Annotated in this window: 17 protein-coding genes and 1 tRNA gene; 10 read left to right on the top strand and 8 right to left on the bottom strand. The window is 72.1% G+C overall.

Translation table 11 applies throughout. From position 1 onward, the window contains the following. Positions 1-23 precede the first annotated feature (23 nt). The 5 genes from BLT44_RS03290 (at position 24) to BLT44_RS03270 (ending at position 6,021) form a co-directional block, all read left to right on the top strand. Positions 24-1,541, top strand: coding sequence for a S8/S53 family peptidase (locus tag BLT44_RS03290; protein ID WP_010155546.1), 1,518 nt, complete (start codon positions 24-26; stop codon positions 1,539-1,541). Continuing rightward, on the top strand, positions 1,538-2,899 hold the full coding sequence (locus BLT44_RS03285; RefSeq protein WP_074689910.1) for a hypothetical protein: 1,362 nt from the start codon (positions 1,538-1,540) through the stop codon (positions 2,897-2,899). Before BLT44_RS03290 ends, BLT44_RS03285 begins: the two co-directional genes overlap by 4 nt. Positions 2,900-2,962: 63 nt before the next feature. Next, a complete protein-coding gene (locus BLT44_RS03280) occupies positions 2,963-4,108 on the top strand; it encodes an AAA family ATPase (protein WP_010155548.1) in 1,146 nt (381 codons plus the stop codon). Then, positions 4,093-4,782, top strand: coding sequence for a Pr6Pr family membrane protein (locus BLT44_RS03275; protein ID WP_010155550.1), 690 nt, complete (start codon positions 4,093-4,095; stop codon positions 4,780-4,782). The genes BLT44_RS03280 and BLT44_RS03275 overlap by 16 nt, the downstream gene beginning before the upstream one ends. Positions 4,783-4,836: 54 nt before the next feature. Next, the gene (locus tag BLT44_RS03270; protein ID WP_010155551.1) at positions 4,837-6,021 is read left to right on the top strand and encodes a MarP family serine protease; all 1,185 of its coding nucleotides are present in this window, start codon (positions 4,837-4,839) and stop codon (positions 6,019-6,021) included. Positions 6,022-6,046: 25 nt separating this feature from the next. On the opposite strand, the gene BLT44_RS03265 is transcribed toward BLT44_RS03270, so the two are convergent. Then, positions 6,047-6,670 (bottom strand): TetR/AcrR family transcriptional regulator, encoded by a 624-nt coding sequence (locus BLT44_RS03265; protein WP_010155552.1) that lies wholly within the window; start codon positions 6,668-6,670, stop codon positions 6,047-6,049. Positions 6,671-6,845: 175 nt separating this feature from the next. Here BLT44_RS03265 and BLT44_RS03260 point away from each other — a divergent pair, with 175 nt between their 5' ends. The 3 genes from BLT44_RS03260 to BLT44_RS03250 are packed head-to-tail and all read left to right on the top strand — an operon-like array spanning position 6,846 to position 9,346. Then, a complete protein-coding gene (locus tag BLT44_RS03260) occupies positions 6,846-7,994 on the top strand; it encodes a zinc-dependent alcohol dehydrogenase (RefSeq protein ID WP_010155554.1) in 1,149 nt (382 codons plus the stop codon). Positions 7,995-7,998: 4 nt separating this feature from the next. Further along, positions 7,999-8,568, top strand: a complete 570-nt coding sequence (locus BLT44_RS03255; protein WP_010155555.1) for a hypothetical protein — start codon at positions 7,999-8,001, stop codon at positions 8,566-8,568. Next, positions 8,561-9,346 carry an MBL fold metallo-hydrolase gene (locus BLT44_RS03250; RefSeq protein ID WP_010155556.1) on the top strand — a complete coding sequence of 262 codons (786 nt, stop codon included), beginning with the start codon at positions 8,561-8,563 and terminating at the stop codon, positions 9,344-9,346. The genes BLT44_RS03255 and BLT44_RS03250 overlap by 8 nt, the downstream gene beginning before the upstream one ends. Positions 9,347-9,393: 47 nt before the next feature. Here the strand turns inward: BLT44_RS03250 and BLT44_RS03245 are convergent, their stop codons facing one another. The 7 genes from BLT44_RS03245 to BLT44_RS03215 form a co-directional block, all read right to left on the bottom strand. Beyond that, complete coding sequence (locus tag BLT44_RS03245; protein WP_074689908.1) at positions 9,394-10,557, bottom strand: DmpA family aminopeptidase; 1,164 nt, start codon at positions 10,555-10,557, stop codon at positions 9,394-9,396. Next, positions 10,554-11,195: a TetR/AcrR family transcriptional regulator gene (locus tag BLT44_RS03240; RefSeq protein WP_010155560.1), complete on the bottom strand. Its 642-nt coding sequence runs from the start codon at positions 11,193-11,195 to the stop codon at positions 10,554-10,556. Before BLT44_RS03240 ends, BLT44_RS03245 begins: the two co-directional genes overlap by 4 nt. Continuing rightward, a complete protein-coding gene (locus tag BLT44_RS03235) occupies positions 11,195-12,697 on the bottom strand; it encodes an APC family permease (protein WP_010155561.1) in 1,503 nt (500 codons plus the stop codon). Before BLT44_RS03235 ends, BLT44_RS03240 begins: the two co-directional genes overlap by 1 nt. A 214-nt stretch (positions 12,698-12,911) precedes the next feature. Beyond that, positions 12,912-14,543 carry an MFS transporter gene (locus BLT44_RS03230; protein ID WP_010155562.1) on the bottom strand — a complete coding sequence of 544 codons (1,632 nt, stop codon included), beginning with the start codon at positions 14,541-14,543 and terminating at the stop codon, positions 12,912-12,914. Continuing rightward, positions 14,540-15,550, bottom strand: a complete 1,011-nt coding sequence (glsA, locus tag BLT44_RS03225; RefSeq protein WP_010155563.1) for a glutaminase A — start codon at positions 15,548-15,550, stop codon at positions 14,540-14,542. The genes BLT44_RS03230 and glsA overlap by 4 nt, the downstream gene beginning before the upstream one ends. 101 nt (positions 15,551-15,651) lie before the next feature. Then, complete coding sequence (locus tag BLT44_RS03220) at positions 15,652-16,407, bottom strand: ZIP family metal transporter (protein ID WP_029608127.1); 756 nt, start codon at positions 16,405-16,407, stop codon at positions 15,652-15,654. A gap of 288 nt (positions 16,408-16,695) precedes the next feature. Continuing rightward, positions 16,696-16,778, bottom strand: a tRNA-Leu gene (locus BLT44_RS03215). A gap of 134 nt (positions 16,779-16,912) precedes the next feature. Between BLT44_RS03215 and BLT44_RS03210 the strand changes: the two genes are divergently transcribed. Both BLT44_RS03210 and BLT44_RS03205 read left to right on the top strand, forming a co-directional pair. Then, positions 16,913-17,830 carry a DUF3662 and FHA domain-containing protein gene (locus tag BLT44_RS03210; RefSeq protein ID WP_074689906.1) on the top strand — a complete coding sequence of 306 codons (918 nt, stop codon included), beginning with the start codon at positions 16,913-16,915 and terminating at the stop codon, positions 17,828-17,830. Beyond that, positions 17,827-18,384 (top strand): FHA domain-containing protein FhaB/FipA, encoded by a 558-nt coding sequence (locus tag BLT44_RS03205; RefSeq protein ID WP_074689904.1) that lies wholly within the window; start codon positions 17,827-17,829, stop codon positions 18,382-18,384. The genes BLT44_RS03210 and BLT44_RS03205 overlap by 4 nt, the downstream gene beginning before the upstream one ends. Position 18,385: the final 1 nt, after the last annotated feature.

Below are 18,385 nucleotides of genomic sequence, written 5' to 3'. Positions count from 1 at the left end.
CGCGCAGTCGATGGAGCGCCGCGGTGATCGCGACCGCTGCCGCGGCACTGGTCCTGGCGCCGGTGACGCCCGCGGCGGCGGAAACGGTGGGGGCTGACGAGCGAGCCGAGGGGCTCTGGCACGTCGACATGCTGGGCCTCGACGCGGTGCAGGCGGAGGGCGCGACCGGGGAGGGCGTGACGATCGCCGTCATCGATACGTTCATCAACCCCGACGTGCCGGAGCTGCAGGGCGCCGACGTGCAGGTGCGCGGATCCACCTGCGCAGACCCGGAGACGGGGGCGCCGAGGCAGATCGTGAGCGACGACCCCGCGCTCGCCGCCCACGGCACGAACGTCGTGTCGATGCTGGTGGGCACCGGCCAGGCGGGCGACGGCGGCCCCGGCGCGCGGGGCGTGGCACCGGACGCCGAGGTCTGGTTCTACGGCGTCGGCTCCCTCGATGCGGCCGATCCGGAGCACTGCGCACTGCAGGATCCGACCGTGGAGGCAGACGGCATCGATCTCACCCGCGACATCTCCTGGTTCGCCGGCGAGGTGGAGGAGAATATACAGGGACTGGGCGACCTGACGTCGCTCGCCGCCCGCGCCGCGATCCGCGACGGCGCCGATGTCATATCCATGTCGGTGCTCAGCGGATCGTCGGCCAACTGGGAGCAGGTCGCGTTCGAGTCGATGATCGCGGAGGTGCCGATCGTGTTCGGCGTGCTGAACCCGCTCCGGGAGCTGATGCTGCCGGCCGGTCCGATCGGAACGAACGGCCTGTTCCCGGTGAACGCGATCGAGCGCGATGGCCGGCTGCTGACGGACCGGGAGACCGGCAAGTCGTCGGGCATGCTGAGCAACAACATCGCCGTCGCGGCGCCCGGCGACCAGCTGCTCGGCGTGGGCGCCGCCGACGGGTGGGGGCCGACGCTCATCGCGGGCACATCGTACGCGACGCCCATCACCGCTGCGGCGGTGGCGCTCGCTCTGGAGCAGCATCCCGAGGCCACGCCGTTCCAGGTGATGCAGGCCGTGCTGCGCACGACGGGTACCGGCGGGGTGCACGACATCGAGTGGGCGCAGGACCGCCTCGGAGCCGGGTACCTGAACGTGCCCGAACTGCTCGCGGCCGAGCCGCGAGACTTCCCCGATGAGAACCCCCAGTGGGTGACGAGTCTCGAGGATCCGCGATGCGTCGACGCCGAAGGCACCGAAGGGCACATCGACGAGTCGAACGGGCTTCCCAGGTGCCACTGGACGACCGGCCCGTTTCCCGAGGGCCTCGAGAAGTACCGTGCGGTGTACGTCGACGGGGAGCCGATCACGACGTTGGACGAACCGATCGAGACCCCGTATTCGAAACCCCCGACCGATGCCGGCGCCGAGGCGCAGACCGGGCGCGAGCCGTCGACCGCTTCGTCGCCTCTGTGGACACCGGTCGCCGTCGGCGCTGTGTCGCTCGTAGGTCTGGCGGCGGCCGGCGTCATCGTCTGGAGATCAGCGGCACGGCGCGCACGATCGCGAGGGCGCTCGGAGGAGCGGGGTGAGGCGTCATGAGCGAAGCCGAACGGCAACTCGAGGAGATCGCATCGAGCAGCGGGTGGGCGCTGCCCGCGCTGAAACCGATGGCCGGCGCGCTCGCGATGATCGGCGCCCGCATCCGGCGACTGGAGACCGAGATCCGCAGCGGTGCGTGGACGGGTGCGGCGGCGAGCACGGCGGCGGCGCACCTGCACGCAGCCTTCGAGAACCATGGAAACGCGAACGAGTGGGTGAACTCCGTATCCCGACTCCTCACCACCGCGAACATCGATATTCCGCACCGCGCCAACGAGCTGCTCGACGCGCTCCCCTCGGGGGATCTTCCGCTGGCCGTCTGGGACGCGTTCTCGCAGGGCCGGTACGACGTGCTGACCGCATACGGCGTCTCCGCGGTGGCCGCGGGTCCGAGGGGGTTGGAGCAGCTCAACGCGCACTTCGCGGACGCGCGCGAACAGGCTGCTCAGGAAGCCAGGCGCGAGATCATCTTGATGATCGAGGCCCACAGTCGATCTGTGCAAGCCCGCATCGAGACCGGGTTCGCCCGGGTCGACGCCGCGGGCACGAGTCGCGGCGGCGGGGGCCGCGGCGGCGCAGAAGACGGCGGTCCGCGCAGCGGCGGTGGCAGCCGGGGCGCCGAGCAGCCCTCCGGCGCCGGAAGCATCGGCTCGAGCGCCGGCGGCCCGACACCCGCATCGCAGCCCGCCGCACATCAGGCGGCGACGACTCCCCCGCCGAGCGATGGATCCCCGGTGCCGGGGCACCCGGGCGAGACGCCTGCTCCGAGAAGCCCGCACGCGATCAGCGATCCGAATGCGATCTCGCCCGGAGATCCCGCACCACGCCCCGGCCGGCCCGGGGAGGGCGTCGGGCGTGCACACCCCGGCGATACCGGCCCCGCAGGCGTCGCGCCGGTGCACCCCGGCTCCGGCCCGAGCGTCGACAGCACGCTCGACGGCTCCACGCTGCGCGGCGGGCCCGGGAGCACCGCGCCGACGGCGGCCGGACTCGCGGCCGCCGCGCGAGCGGCGGGCATCGGGGGCGGGAGCGGTGTCGGCGGGGCTCTCGCTGCGATTCCGGGCGCAGCCGGCACGGGTGCCCCTGGCGCGGCCGGCGGCGGCCCTCGCGGAACCGCTTCGGCTACCGCCGGCAATGGGACCGGGCGCCCGTCGAGCGCCGGGTCGGGAGGGGGTACGACCGGACGGGGCCTGCGCCCCGGCGGCGTCATGATGGGGGGCGGCTCCGGCGGAGCATCCGAGAAGGCGAAGCCGACCACACGGTTCGGGCGCTATGTCGCGCCACGGCTCGAGGACGAGGAGTACGAGACGCCGCCCGCACGGGCGTCGCGGGCCGGCAGCCGCGCACCGCACCCCTGACGCCCCGTCGAAGGGGCGCGGGTCGCCCCGGCGATTGTCGGCGGCCGCTGCGAGAATGCAGCCATGCTCACCACGTTCGCCGTATCGGGGTACCGATCGCTCGTCGACCTCATCGTGCCGCTCGATCGGCTCACCGTGGTGTCGGGGGCGAACGGCACGGGCAAGTCGAACCTCTACCGCGCGATGCGGCTGCTCGCCGCCGCCGGGGAGGGGCGCATCATCGGCTCGATCGCGCGGGAGGGCGGGTTGGCGAGCGCCCTCTGGGCCGGCCCGAAGGTGGCCCGGCGCACGGCTGGGCCGGTGTCGGTCGGCGGCTCCCAGCACCCCGTCTCGCTGCGCCTCGGGTTCAGCTCGGAGGAGTTCGGCTACCTCACCGACCTCGGCCTCCCGCAGGTCGACACGGGGCGCAGCTTTTTCGTGCAGGATCCCGAGGTGAAGCGCGAGCAGGTCTTCGTGGGGCCGTTCGCCCGCCCGGCGTCCGTCATCGTGGATCGCACCCGGTCGTCGGTGCGCGTGCGAGACCCGGAGTGGCGAATGCTGGCGCAGACGCTCGGCCCGGGTCAGAGCGTGCTGCTCGACCTCGAAGACGCCGCAGCCCTCCCCGACACCCTGCGCCTGCGTCACCGCATGGCGCAGTGGCGGTTCTACGATCACTTCCGCACCGACCGCGAGGCCCCCTCCCGGGCTCCGCAGGTCGGCACCCGAACGCGGTGGCTCAGCGACGACGGCGCCGACCTCGCAGCCGTCTGGGCGACGGCGATCGAGGCGGATCAGCATCGCGACCTCGCCGCGGCGGTCGGCGACGCCTTCCCGGGCTCGCAGGTGTCGATCGACGTCTCGGCGGGCGTATTCCGACTCATGCTCAGCCAGCCGGGCCTCCTTCGCCCGCTCTCGACCGCCGAGCTCTCGGACGGCACGCTGCGCTACCTCCTGCTCTGCGCGGCCCTCCTCCCCTCCGACCCGCCCCCGCTGATCGTCGTCAACGAGCCGGAGGCCTCGCTGCACGAGAGCCTGATCCTGCCGCTCGCGTCGCTCATCGCGACCGCGGCGAAGCGCACCCAGGTCATCGTCGTCACACACTCGAGCGTGCTCCGCCGGGCGCTCGAGGGCGCGGGCTCGTCGATCGAGCTGGTCTCCGAGGGTCTCGGCACGGAGGTCGCGGGACAGGGCCTGCTCGACGTGCCGCGCTGGGAATGGCCGAAGCGGTGACCCGCACGGCGGCCGGCCGGAGCGAGTCGGAACGGGTTGCGGCGAGCGCCGCCCCGATCGCGGTCGCGGGGGCGCGCGTCCTCGTTGGCACCGCCGTCGTCGTCACGCTCATCGTCGCCTACGTCCAGGCGGGCGGCGGCCCCGCGTTCGACTTCTTCGGCTACTTCACGAACCTCACGAGCGCACTGTCGGCCGCCCTCCTCATCGCGGCCGGGTGCATCGGAATGCGGCGGAGCTCCGCGCCGCGGTGGCTTCCGCTCGGCCGCGGCACCGCGCTCGCATGCATGCTGATCGTGGCGGTCGTCTACAACGCCGTCGTGCCCGGCACCGGCTCGGCGGCGCCCTGGATCAGTGCGACGCTGCACGCCGCATTCCCCGCACTGCTCCTGCTCGACTGGGTCTGCGTCCACGATCGGCCACCGCTCCCCTGGCGCAGGCTCTGGGTCGTGCTGCCGTACCCGCTCGTCTGGCTCGCGGTCGTGCTCGTGCGCGGAGCCACCGACGGATGGGTGCCGTACGGCTTCCTCCTGCCCGAGCGCGGCGCGGCTGCGCTGCTCGCGACGAGCGGTGCGCTCCTGGCCGCACTCCTGGCGAGCGGCGCACTGGTCTGGGCGCTCAGCCGAGTGCGGGCGCGCACAGCGATCCTGCGGAGGGCTCCCAGCCCCGCTCAGTAGTGTTCCCGAGACGCAGTGGGCACGCGGCCCGCGCGCGGAAGGGGACGGGACCGGGTGCTGCCGATCGTCGACATCATCATCGTGGTCGTACTCATCGTGGCCGCGTTCGCCGGCGTGCGCTCGGGGTTCTTCTCCGTGCTCGGAGCGCTCGCGGGCCTCGTCGTCGGCGCGGCCGTATCGCCGTGGCTGCTGCCGCTCGTCGCCCGCGAACTGCCCGAGAACGGGGCGCGCAGCGCCGCGGTGGTCGGGTCGGCGATCCTGCTGCTCGCCCTCGGAGCGTGGCTCGGTTCGATCATCGGCAGGTTTCTGCGCCGCGGGGCGGATCGCCTCAAGCTCCGCGCCATCGAGCGCCTGCTGGGCGGAGCGCTCGGTCTCGTGGCCTCGGTGACGGCGGTCTCCCTCATCGGCGCCGCCATCGCCTCGTCGGGCGTGCCCCTCGTCTCGTCGGCCGTCGCCTCGTCCTCGGTGCTGCGCACCCTGCAGCAGTGGACGCCGAAACCGCTCACCGACGCGGCCGCCCGCCTGCACGCGACGGTGCTCGGCGACACCGTGATCCCGACCGTCGACGCGCTGCTCGACTCCGATCTCGGCACGGAGACGCCCGCCGCGGCGATCGACACCGATGATCCCGCGCTGGCCTCGGCGGCGGCGTCGGTGGCGCGCATCTCGGGGCTCGCGTACGGCTGCGGCACGATGCCGACCGGCACCGGCTTCGTCGTGGCCGAGGATCGCATCGTCACGAACGCCCACGTCGTCGCCGGCATCGAACGGCCGCTCGTGGAGCTGCCCGGGGAGCCCGCCCGCGACGGCACGGTCGTGTACTTCGATCCCGTCGACGACCTCGCCGTCATCGCCGCCGACGTGGATGCGAACCCGCTCCCCCTCGACGATTCGCTCGTCGCGGGCGGCGCCGGCGCGGTGCAGGGATACCCGTACGGCGGCCCCTTCACCACGGTGGCGGCGGGTGTGCTCGCCACGCGCGACGTGCCGATCTCCGACATCTACGGGTCTGCGACGGCGCCGCGGTCGGTGCACGTGCTCTCCGCCGACGTGCGGCCCGGCAACTCCGGCGGTCCGCTGCTGACGGCCGAGGGCGGCGTCGCCGGCGTGATCTTCGCGCGCGACACGGAGCGGGCGAACGTCGGCTACGCGATGACGCTCGCCGAACTGCTCCCCGTGCTCGCGACCCTCGACACGGCGCAGACGCCCGTGCCGACCGGCGCCTGTCTCGCCGAGTGAGCCTCGCCCGGCCTCGCGCGCGGGGTCAGCGCGCGGATTCGGGGCGCAGGAGCAGCCGCACGAAGGGGAGGAAGCGGTCGACGCGGTCGGGCAGCGACCCCCAGCGATCCGCCATGCCCGCCATCATCTGCGCGCCCACGTAGAGCTCGTTGATGACCTCCGCGAGCAGCCGCGGCGACTCGGTCGACGTGATCGACCCGTCGGCGACGCCCCGCTCGATCAGCATCGCCCCGTTGGCCTGCCACGTGACGTAGGAGTTGTGGCCGTGATCCCGCAGCGCCTCCGGCAGGGAGTCGACGAGCTGCAGCCCGGCCTGCACGAGCCGGTCGGTCGCCATCAGATCGGCGAGCCGGCGCAGCATGACGACGATGGTCTCGTAGCCGTTGCGGCCCACGGCGAGCTCCTCGTCGAGCGCGGCCCGCATGCGCTCCTGCTGCACCGCGAGCACGGCCTCGGCGATGTCGTACTTGTTGCCGAAGTGGAAGTAGATGGAGCCCTGGCTCGCCCCCGCCTCGTCGGAGATGTCTTTCAGCTTCGCCTGGTCGTACGAAAGTCTCGAGAAGACCCGCCCCGACGCCTCGAGCAGCGCCATGCGCGTCTCGATGCCGCGCTGCTGCTTCGTCCCAGCGCCCTCGACGTGCGGTGCCATGGGCTCCCCCTCGGTATCACTGCCTCGGCCCGAGCCATCTGGCCCGTTCCAAGATATCTGTCTCGCTGAGGAACATCATCCCCCACCCCCGGGTCCGTTACCTCACTCGACTCGCCCTGGCAAGGCACTCTCACTCGCCGCGCCGAGCTCGCAGGGTGGAGGGAGGAGGCACGAGATGAGAGCAATGACGTACCGCGGCCCGTACCAGGTGCGCGTCGAGAACAAGGCGGACCCGAGGATCGAGCACCCGAACGACGCGATCGTCAGGGTGACGCGGGCCGCGATCTGCGGATCGGATCTGCACCTCTACCACGGGCTGATCCCCGACACCCGGATCGGCCACACCTTCGGGCACGAGATCGTCGGAGTGGTCGAAGCGGTGGGGTCGTCGGTCGAGAGCCTGTCGCCGGGCGACCGGGTGATGGTGCCCTTCAACATCTCCTGCGGTTCCTGCTACTTCTGCGCGCGCGGACTGCTGTCGAACTGCCACAACGTCAACCCGAACGCGACCGCCATCGGAGGCATCTACGGGTACTCGCACTCGGCGGGAGGCTACGACGGCGGGCAGGCGGAGCTCGTGCGCGTTCCGTTCGCCGACGTCGGCCCCGCCGTGATCCCCGACTGGCTGAGCGACGACGACGCGCTCATGCTGACCGACGCGTTCTCCACCGGATACTTCGGGGCGCAGCTCGGCGAGATCGCGGAGCGCGAGACCGTGGTCGTGCTGGGCGCCGGGCCCGTCGGGCTGGCCGCCGCGCGCTCCGCCTGGTTCATGGGCGCCGGCCGCGTCATCGTGGTCGACCACCTCGACTACCGGCTCGAGAAGGCCCGCACGTTCGCGTTCGCCGAGACCGTCGCCATCGGCGACCATCGCGACGTCGTCGTGGAGATGAAGCGGCTCACCGACGGGCTCGGGGCCGACGTCGTCATCGACGCGGTCGGGGCCGAGGCCGACGGCGGCGTGCTGCAGCACGTCACCGCCGCGAAGCTGAAGCTGCAGGGCGGATCCCCGGTGGCGCTCAACTGGGCGATCGACTCGGCTCGCAAGGGCGGCCGCGTGGCGGTGCTGGGGGCGTACGGGCCGCTCCCCTCCGCGATCCGGTTCGGAGACGCGATGAACAAGGGGCTGACGATCCGCGCGAACCAGGCGCCGGTGAAGCGGCAGTGGCCGCGCCTGCTCGAGCACATCCGCAACGGAGACGTGCACCCGGGCGAGCTGCTGACGCACCGCATTCCACTGGAGCACATCGCCGAGGGGTACCACCTGTTCTCCTCGAAACTCGACGACTGCATCAAGCCGGTCATTCTCACGGGAACGGAGTAGCACCATGCCGTATCGCGCCGAACACCCGAACCGGGCGCCCTCCTCCGACCAGCTGCGGGCGCGCATCCCGGGCTGGGGAGCCGACCTCGACGCCGCGCAGCGGCCCTCGTGGCCGATGGAGACCGCCGAGCCGCAGCCGACCGGCGCGCACTGGGAGTTCCCCGAGCGCCAGCACGACGACGGCCGCCGCGAGCGCTCGATCGAGCACGAGACGCTGCCTCCGGTGTTCGGCACCGCGCAGCCCCTGCACGGGGTGTCGGGATCGATCCGCCGCCTCGCGTATCGCCGTTTCGGCGAGGGGAAGAACACGCGCTGGCTGCTCCTCGTGCTCGGCGATCGCGTCGAGGCGGTCGGCGCGCACCTGCGCTCGTTCGCCACCCCGCGCCCCGACAACCCCGTGACGCAGACGGGCGTGCTCGCCGAACTGCGCGCCCACCCGGTGCGCTCGCGCTTCGGGAGGGGCCGCGTCGACCTCCGGCACGCCTGGCTGGATCCGCTGATCGTCGCCGGCCCCTGGGTGCTCGGGGCGGCCCTCGTCGGGTCGCTGCTGCTGCGGGGGCGCCGTCGTGGATGAGGCGGGCTCCGCCCCGCCGGGCGACGGCGTGCGCCTCGTCGCCGACGACGTGGCCATGATCACCCGCGCGAACGTGAACTGCTACCTCGTGGACGCGGCGGAGGGGCCCGTGCTCGTCGATGCCGGGCTGCCGGGGAGCCGGCGCCTGCTCGCGGAGGCGCTGACGATGTTCGGGCACCGGCCCCGAGATCTCGTCGCGGTGCTGCTGACGCACGCGCACTTCGACCATGTGGGCCTCTGCAGGGAGCTGCAGCACGATCACGGCGTGCCGGTCTACGTGCACGACGCCGATGCGCCGCTGCTGAGGCACCCCTACCGCTACGCGCATCAGTCCGCGCGCCTCAGGTACCCGCTGCGCTACCCCGCGGCGGTCCCCGGCCTCGGGCGCATGGTCGCCGCGGGGGCACTCGGCGTGCGCGGCGTCGCGGAGCACCGGGGCATCCTCGACCGCGAGGCCGCCACGCGCGCCTTCGCCCCCGTGTTCAGCCCCGGACACACGCTCGGGCACTGCGCGCTGCAGTACCGGGCCTCGCGAGGCGGGTCTCCCGTAGACGTGCTGTTCAGCGGCGACGCGCTCGTCACCTACGACCCGTACACGGGCAAGCGGGGTCCGCGCCTGGTCGCACGCGCGGCGACGGCGGACGCCGATCTCGGGTTCCGCTCCCTCGACCAGCTCGCACGCACCCAAGCGGAGCTGCTGCTGCCCGGCCACGGCGCCCCGTTCGAGCAGGGGGCGCCGCGAGCCGTGCAGGAGGCGCTGCGGGCCGGCATCGACTGAGGCGCCGCCGCACCGCGAGCGCCGCGGCAGCCGCTCCGCTCCGCCAGCTACGCCGCCCCGGCGAACGCGTCGCGCACCTCGTCGTGGGGCAGCGCGAAGCTGGCGTGGCCGTCTCGGCCCTCCATGTCGCGCGCCGCGACGAGCGCGTTCAGCACGGCCTCCTCGGTCGCCTCGACCACGGCGGTGTAGAGCGCGTCGATGGCGCCCCAGCTTACGTGGGCGAGGGTCTCGACCGTGCCGCCGGGGGTGCCCATCCGCGATCTCAGCGCGCCCTCGTTCGCGGTGGAGAACGCGAGGAAGATGTCGCCGGAGAAATGGCTCCCCGTCGTGCCCGTGCGCGCGAGGCCGAGCGGCACGCGCCGCGCGAGGGCGCGGCACTGGTCGGGGAGGAGGGGGGCGTCGGTCGCGACGACGACGATGACGCTGCCCGCGCCCGGCACCGCGGCGCCGAGCGGGGCGCCGCCCGCCGCCTCGACCTCGCGCTCGAACCAATCGCTCGCCTCCATGGGGCACGGCGCCGCCGAGTCGCGCCCCAGCGGGCGGCCGACGACGCGCAGTTCGCGCCGCGATCCGAAGTTCGCCTGGAGCAGCACCCCCACCGTCCACTGCTGCTCGCCGGCGCGCACGACGCGGGAGGAGGTTCCCGTGCCGCCCTTGAATCCGTAGCAGTTCATGCCAGTGCCACCGCCCACGTTGCCCTCGGCGATCGCGCCGGAGGCCGCCGAGTCGAGGGCGGCGCGAGCGTGCTCGGGCCGCACGGCGCCGGCGTTGATCGAGTTCAGGTAGCCGTCCCACGTCTCGCCGACCACCGGCAGCATCCACTGGGCCGCGGCCGCCGCGTGTCGCTCCGCCATCCACTCGTCCACGCCCTGGTGCACGGCCCCGACGGCGTGCGAGTTCGTGATCGCGATGGGCGTCTGCAGCTGACCGGCCTCCTCGATCCAGCTGCGGCCGGTGAGCTCGCCGTTGCCGTTGAGCACGGCGATGCCCGCCGCGCACGGGGCCCCCGCGAGGTCGGCGCCCCGGGGCAGGATCGCGGTGACTCCGGTGCGCGTCGCCACCGGCTCGTCGCCGACGAGCGTCGTGTAGCCGACGGTGAGGCCGGGCACGTCGGTGATCGCGTTCTCGGGCCCGGGCTCCCCGTCGAGCGGCACTCCCAGGTCACGGGCGCGCGGCGGGAAATCGCGGCGGGGTTGGGCGGCGGTCGTCATGCGGTCTCCTCGGGGTCGGTGCGCGCGGCGGGCGGGGTGCGGTCGCCGGTGAGGCGGCAGTCGAGTGCGATCTCGGCGAACTGCAGCGTGTTGGCGAGGTAGGTCTCCCGCTGCCAGTTGTCGGGATCGAGCAGGTACAGGTCGTACGCGTCTTCGAGGGCGACGAGGTTGGCGGCGATCGCGGGCACGTCCATGCGCGGCGCGAAGGCGCCCAGGGCTACGCCGACGTCGATGATGGAGGTGTAGAGCGCGACCTGCCGTTCGAGGAGCAGGGCGATGTCGAGGCGGAACCGCGGCTGCTCGCGGGCAACCGCCGATGCCTCGTACACGATGCGCAGGTCGTCGCTGATGCGCTCGGGGATGCCGGCGTGGATCGTGGCACGGAGTCGGTCGACGGGATCGCGATGCCCCTCGGCCACCGCGCGGCGGGCGTCGATGAACTCCCCGATCGCCCCGCGCACGGCCGCCTCGACGAGCTGGTCGAAGCTCTCGAAGTGGTAGAGCACGCTCCCGGCGCTGACCTGCGCGCGTTCGGCGACGGCGCGCACGCTCGCCCCCGACAGGCCGCGCTCGCTAATGATGCGCGTGGTCGCCTCGAGCAGGTCGCGTCGGCGCTGGGCGGTCTTGGCAGCTGCCATCAGTCGTTCTCCGTCTCCGTCTGGGGCACGACCGTGACGGACTGCGTCAGCGCCGCGTACTTCTCCGGCGATCGCCGTCTCATCACGATAGCGACGACGACGCCGATGGTGAAGACGAGCGGCACGCAGGCGAGCATGAGCCCGTTGATCGGCCCGTCGACGCCGGAGACGAGGTCGAAGTGGGTGGCGATGACGAGGAAGGCGGCGAGCAGCCCGATCGCTCCGAGGATCGGCGCGACCACCACCTCCCAGACGCCGTGCCCGCGGCGATCCCGCCAGAAGAACCCGACGACGGAGACCGCGGCGATCCCCTGCGAGAAGACGAGGCCGGCCACGCCGATCGCGTAGCTCCAGAGTCCGACGCCGAGGAACGGGTCGGCGCCGGCCAGCACGGCCGCGAGGATCGCGATGAGGCTGATCGCGGTGAGCGTGAGGCTCGCCGTGTACGGCGACCGCATGCGGGGGTGGGTGCGCGCGAGCACGGCAGGCAGGAGCCGTTCGCGGCCGAGGGAGAAGAGGTAGCGCGAGCAGGCGTTGTGGAAGGCGAGCGTGCACGCGAAGAAGCTGGTGACGATGAGCACCTCGACGGTCACCCCGGCCCAGGCGCCGAGCGCGTTCTCACCGGCGATGAACATCATCTCCTCGAAGTTCTCGGATTGGGCGAGCGCGATGATGCCGTCGACGCCGAACGCGACGGTGAGCGACCAGAAGGTGAACGCGTAGAACACGGCGAGAAAGGCGATCGCGACGTAGGTCGCGCGCGGCACGGTGCGTCGCGGGTGCTTCGCCTCCTCGGCGTAGATCACGGTGCCCTCGAATCCGAGGAAGGCGCCGAATCCGAACACGAAGAGCGCGCTCGCGCCCGAGGCGAAGAGCACGTTGCGGGGGTCGAACGAGGCGGCGGTCGCCTCGGCGATGTTCGCCCCGTTCTGCGCGATCGTGGCGAGCGCGATGACGTGGAGGATGGCGATCTCCGCGGTGAGGAGCACGGCGAGCACCTTGGCGCCGACGTCGATGCGCCGGTAGCCGAGCACGCCGACGGCGAGCACGGAGGCGATCGACCAGACGCCCCAGTGCAGGTCGAGGCCGAGCAGGTGGGCGAACGTGAGCTGCGCGAAGAAGCCGAGCAGTGCGTAGAAGCAGATGCAGAGGAAGGCGTACGACACGATCGTGATGAAGGCGACGCCCACGCCGATCGGTTTGCCGAGTCCGGCTGCCGCGTACGCGTAGAAGGCGCCGGTATTGCGCACGTAGCGCGACATCGCGGTGAAGCCGATGGCGAAGAGGATGAGCACGACGCCGCTCGCGAGCATCGCTCCCGGGGCGCCGATGCCGCCGACGAGGAACGCGAGCGGAGCCGAGCTCACCGCGACGGTCAGAGGAGCGGCGGCGGAGACGACGAAGAAGACGATGTCGAGGGTGCCGAGCTTGCCCGGGGCGAGGGCGCCGGCGTCGCCGGCGGTGCCGCCGGGCGCGCGGGCGGGGTGCAGGTCGGGTGACACGAGAAACTCCTTTGTTCCGGTGCGAGGATCGAGCGCATGCGTCGCCCGATTTCTGAACGACTGTATCACTTTCTCGACGCGAGTCCAGAGCATGCGCGAAATAGAAGGAGGGTATGCCGTCGCACCGCGTTCAGTTCTCACCCCCTGCGGGGGCGCGCCGGAGCAGCCGGACGCGCCTGAGGCGCGGCATCGGGCCCCGCTCGGGGGCGCAGCGCTACTCGGCCTCGGGATCCGGAATCTCGGCGGGCCTGTAGCTCGGCAGGCGCGAAGCCGGCAGGGCCGCCACGGCGCTGATGCCGGCGAGGATGAGGAAGCCGAGCTTCAGCGTGCGCAACCGCTGATCCTCGTTCACCGCCACCGCGGCGTCGATCTGCTCGGGCGTCGCCGTCGTGCCCTCCAGCACCCCGCGCAGCTCGTCGTTGCCGACGAAGTTCACCGAGTCGAGATCCACCTGCGCGACGAGCTCCGGCGGCAGCTCCGGGTGATCCTCGACCGCCCGCGCCACCCCCGTGGTGAGCAGCGTCACGAGCACCGCGCCCATCACGGCCGTGCCCACGGCCGACGCGAGGTTCTGCGTCGTTCCGCGGATCGAGCCGACGTCGCCCGCGAGATGCTTCGGCACGGCGGTCACGAGCACGTTGAACACGAGCGTGACGAGCGCCCCCTGGCCGACGCCGAAGACGACGAGCCCGGCGATCGTCGGAATCGTCTCCCAGTTGTTCGTCACGACGAACGCGAGCCACACGAGCGCCGCCGTCGTCAGCCCGAACGAGAACAGGGCGATCGTGCGCGGCGCGAACCGGGAGTAGAAGCGCACGATCAGCGTGGCCGTCACGAACACGGTCAGGTTGAACGGCATCATCGCGAGCGAGGTGTCGAACGGCGTGCGCCCCTGCACCACCTGGATGTAGGTCGGCAGAGCGAAGTTCACCGCCGCCTCCATCAGCACGATGATGAACATGGCGTAGATCGCCGCGCGCTCCTGCGGCCGGTCGAGCACGCTCAGGTCGACGAGCGGCGTTCTGCCGCTGCGCATGCGACGCCGCGTCCACATGAAGAAGAGCTGACCGAACACCACGCCGAGCACCACTAGCACGGGCGCCGGCGAGAGCCCGAGCACCGAGAACGGCGCCCCCTCGCGCGCCGAGATCACGCCCCAGCCGTTGAGGTTGTTGAACCCGAGCGTCAGCATGACGATCGCGACGCCGATGAGCACGGAGGCCACGACGTCGATGCGCACGGAGCGATCACCGCGGTCGGATCGCAGGCGGAAGCTCAGCGCGAACACCGCGACCGCGAGACCGAGCGTGATGAGGAACACCGGGCGCCACCCGACCAGGGTGCCGAGCGTGCCGCCGATCAGGAAGGCGCTGACCCCCGAGAAGGCACGGGCCGAGCCGAGCGAACCCACCGCGGTGGCCTGCTGATCCCCCCGGTAGTTCTCGGCGATGAGGGCGACGAGCGACGGCACGATGATCGCTGCGGAGGCGCCGGCGAGCACCTGCCCGCCGATCGCCCACTCGATGGAGGGCGAGAAGATCATGAGCAACGACGATCCGGCGAACGCGACGACGACGATGCGGAAGATCAGCACCCACCCGATGCGCTGCCCCAGCTTCGCGCCGGTCATCACGAGCGCGGCGACCGCGAGTCCGTACACCACGATCGTGGTGCTCGCCGTGGTCGGGGGAACGCCGAAGTCCTCGACGAACCCGCCGAGCGAGATCGGCAGCGCCGCGACGTTGAACGACATCAGCACCTGCGCGAGGAAGAGCCCGATCATCGGAATCCAGGATCGGCGCTCCTCCACCGCCGCGCCCGTCGCGCGCTGCTCCGCATTGCTCATACTGTGCTCCCCGTTCTCGACACCCCGCTGGCGAACAGATTGAGGCCGAGCGCCCGCGAGAGGAACGCGCACGCGCGCTGGCCCCGCACGCTGTTCCCGGCCGGATCGAGCGGCGGCGAGAACGATCCGAGCGCCCCCTTGCCCGGCGAGATCGCGACGATCCCGCCCGAGACGCCCGACTTGGCCGGCAGGCCGATCTCGAAGAGCCACTCGCCGGAGCGCTCGTACATGCCGCACGAGGCGAGCACGGTGAGCGTATCCCTCGCAACCTCCTCGGCGACGACGCGCACGCCCGTCACCGGGTTGACGCCCCCATCGGCGAGCGTCGCCCCCATCACGGCGAGATCATGCGCCGTGACCGTGAGAGCGCACTGGCGCGTGTACATGTCGACGATGACGGCCGGGTCGCGCTCGAGCCGGCCGTAGCCCTCGAGAAGCCGCGCGATCGCACGATTCCGGGTGTTCGTGCGCATCTCCGACTCGTACACCTCGACGTCGACCGCGAGCTCGCGCCCCGCGAAGCGCGAGAGCCCGCCCCGGATCGCCTCCCAGCGCTCGTCGTGCGACTCCGCCGGCATCATCGCCGTCGTCGCGATCGCGCCCGCGTTGACCATGGGGTTCATCGGACTGCCGAAGTTCAGCTCGAGCGCCATCACCGAGTTGAACGGCAGGCCCGTGTTGTTCACGCCGACTCGCTCGTGCACGGCGTGGTGGCCGATCGCCTCGCAGACCAGCGCGAAGACGAACGCCTTCGAGATCGACTGGATGGTGAACGGATCGCCCGCGGCGCCGGCCTCCGAAGCCGCGCCGTCGACGCCGATCAGCGAGAGCCCGAACCGATCGGGATCGGCCCTCGCGAGCACCGGGATGTAGTCGGCGACGACGCCGTCCCGCATCGGGGCGTAGCGGTCGTGCGCCTCGCGCAGCAGCTCGCCGACGCGCTCCCGCCCGGGGAGCGACCCCGTCGAGGCGCGCTGCCGCACGCCCTCCATGTCGACTTCGAACATCCGGAACTCCCCTGGTCGGACCCCCTCCGACCAGTAAACTCCCGTCGCGTCGCCGACCGCAAGCAGTACTTCGGCTGAGGGGCGCGCCGCTCCCGCGCCCCTCAGCCGCCGATCGAGTGCACGGTGAACGCGACGGCGAAGCCGAGCGCCGTGGTGAGCCCCGTCAGCATGTGGTCGTTCTCGAACGCCTCGGGAATCATCGAGTCGGAGAGCATCGCGAGGATCGCGCCCGCGGCGAGCGCCGTGATGAACGCGATCAGCCCGCCGGGGGCTCCGTCGAGCAGCAGGAACCCGGCTGCGGCCGACACGCCCGACAGCACCGCGATGACGCTCCACACGCCGAACACGTAGGCCGCGCTACGGCCCGCCTGCTTCATCCCGGCACTGCTCGAGAGCCCCTCGGGAACATTCGAGATGAAGACGGCGACGAGCATGGCGGGGCTCACTGCGCCCGCGGTCACGAGTCCGAGCCCGAGCACGAGCGACTCGGGCACGCCGTCGAGCAGGGCGCCCACCGCGATCGCGGTGCCGCTGCCCGGCTGCTCCGACTCGCTCTTCTGGCGGCCGCTCGACCGCTTGCGGTGCCGCGCGCCCTTCCGGGCGAGCACGGCGTTCGCCGCCACGAAGATCACGGCACCGGTGAGGAAGCCGGAGACGGTGGGGATCAGCCCGCCGCCGTCGGCGGCCTCGTCGACGAGCTCGAACGCGAGTGCCGAGATCAGCACCCCGGCGCCGAAGGCCATGATCGTCGAGATCGCCTTCGGCGGGATCCGCCACCGCCAGGCAACGAATGCGCCGAGCAGCAGGGCCGCGCCGCCCACGAACCCCCACCACAGGGCCTGCAGCCACATCGGAATCATCGTCACCCCTGTTCGCGCTCGCGCGCATCGTCTCGAGGCCAAGCTACTCGCTCCAGCGCGCCCGCATCGGGGCGTTGCGCTCCGGCGCCCCGGGTCCTTAGGGCGCGGGGCGCTCCGCCCTCCCTTCATGCAGGAGATCCGGCGTCGCGCGGTCGCCTAGAGCAGAAGCCTCCTGCACGAACGCGGATCCACTGCGCGAGCGAGGCCGCGCGAGCGCGCGCCGCGCGAGATCCTCCCGAACACACAACAGCGCCCGATCCCTTCCGGGACCGGGCGCTGCACTCGTGCGCGAGGGGGGACTTGAACCCCCACGCCCTTGCGGGCACTGGCACCTGAAGCCAGCGCGTCTGCCATTCCGCCACTCGCGCGAGTCGTTTCCTGAGCGCTTCCACTCAGACAACTCCCCTAGCTTAGCAGCCGAAGCCCGACTCGCCAAAGCGGGCTAAACTAAACCAAACCGCCTCGGGCGCGATCCGGGGCTGACGAAGGGACGACACGGCACGTGGGCATTCTGGACAGCGTCGAGCGCGGGCTCGAACGAGCCGTCAACGGCGCGTTCGCGCGCACGTTCCGCTCGGGAGTGCAGCCGGTCGAGATCGCCTCGGCGCTGAAGCGCGAGCTCGACATCGGCGCCGTCGTGGTCGACCGCGATCGCGTGCTGGCCCCCAACCGCTTCGTCGTGCGCGTGTCCGAGAAGGACGCGGATCGCCTGTACCAGCTCGGCAGCACGCTCGGGCAGGAGCTGCGGGGCATCATCGCGAAGCATGCGAAGCGGCAGAGCTATCAGCTGCTCGGCGAGCCCGACGTCGAGATCCGCAGCGACAGCTCGATCACGGTCGGCGTGCTGCAGGTCGACGCCTCGCGGGTGGAGGGCGCGGTCGACTGGGTCGCGGCCATCGACGTCGACGGCACGCGCCACGAGCTGGGTCGGGGCACCACCACGGTGGGCCGCGGCAGCGACTGCGGCATCCGCATCAGCGACAACGCCGCATCGCGCAAGCACCTCGAGCTGATCTGGGACGGGGCGGCGGGCATCGCCCGCGACCTCGGCTCCACGAACGGCTCGAAGATCAACGGCCAGCGGTTCCGCGAGGCCGCGCTCTCCCCCGGCACCGTCATCACCATCGGTCAGACGAGCCTGCAGTTCCAGCTGGTGCCGGGCCGGGAGAGCAGCCGGCGAGCAGCGCCTCCCGCACCGACGCGCGCGCAGCCCGCGCACCCGGCGCAGCCCGCCCGGCCTGCGCAGCGATCGACGCCCCCCGCAGATTTCCCGAGCGCTGCGCCGAGCGCCGGCCCCGCCCCTCGCGCGGCAGACGCAGCCGACCGGGGCGCCGGGCGCAGCACCCCCCGCACGTCGAACCCGAATCCCGCGCGAGACGCGGCGCCGGGCATCGACGAAGACTTCTGGAGAGGCCTGTGAGCGAACTCACCCTCCTGATCCTGCGCATCGGCTTCCTGCTGGTGCTGTGGATCTTCATCTTCGCCATCGTCTACGCGCTGCGCAGCGACCTGTTCGGCGCCCCGGTGCGCCGCATGAAGGGAGACGGGTCTGCATCGGTGCAGGCGGTCACCCCGGCGGCCCGGCCCGCCGCACCCGCTGCACCCGCTGCACCGCAGGCGGCGACGGGGCCCCCGGCGATCACCCCGAGCGGCGGCGCGCTGCCCACGGCCGGCGGCCTGGGCGCTCCCAAGCACCTCGTCATCACGTCGGGCGTCGCCTCCGGCACGTCGATCGTGCTCGACGACGACCTGGTGACGATCGGGCGCAGCAGCGACTCCACCCTGGTGATCGTCGACGAGTACACCTCGACGTATCACGCCCGCCTCGCCCGCACCGGCGGCGAGTGGATCCTCACCGATCTCGACTCCACGAACGGCACGCGTCTCGACGGCGCCCGCGTCACGAAGTCGGTTCCCGTTCCCCCGTACACGCCGGTCACCATCGGCACGACCACGTTCGAGCTGAGGCCCTGAG

Origin of the sequence: Leucobacter chromiiresistens, from assembly GCF_900102345.1 — a bacterium.
Taxonomy (GTDB): domain Bacteria; phylum Actinomycetota; class Actinomycetes; order Actinomycetales; family Microbacteriaceae; genus Leucobacter; species Leucobacter chromiiresistens.
The sequence above is the reverse complement of the archived record's forward strand: the minus strand, read 5'-3'. Positions and strand labels throughout refer to the sequence as shown.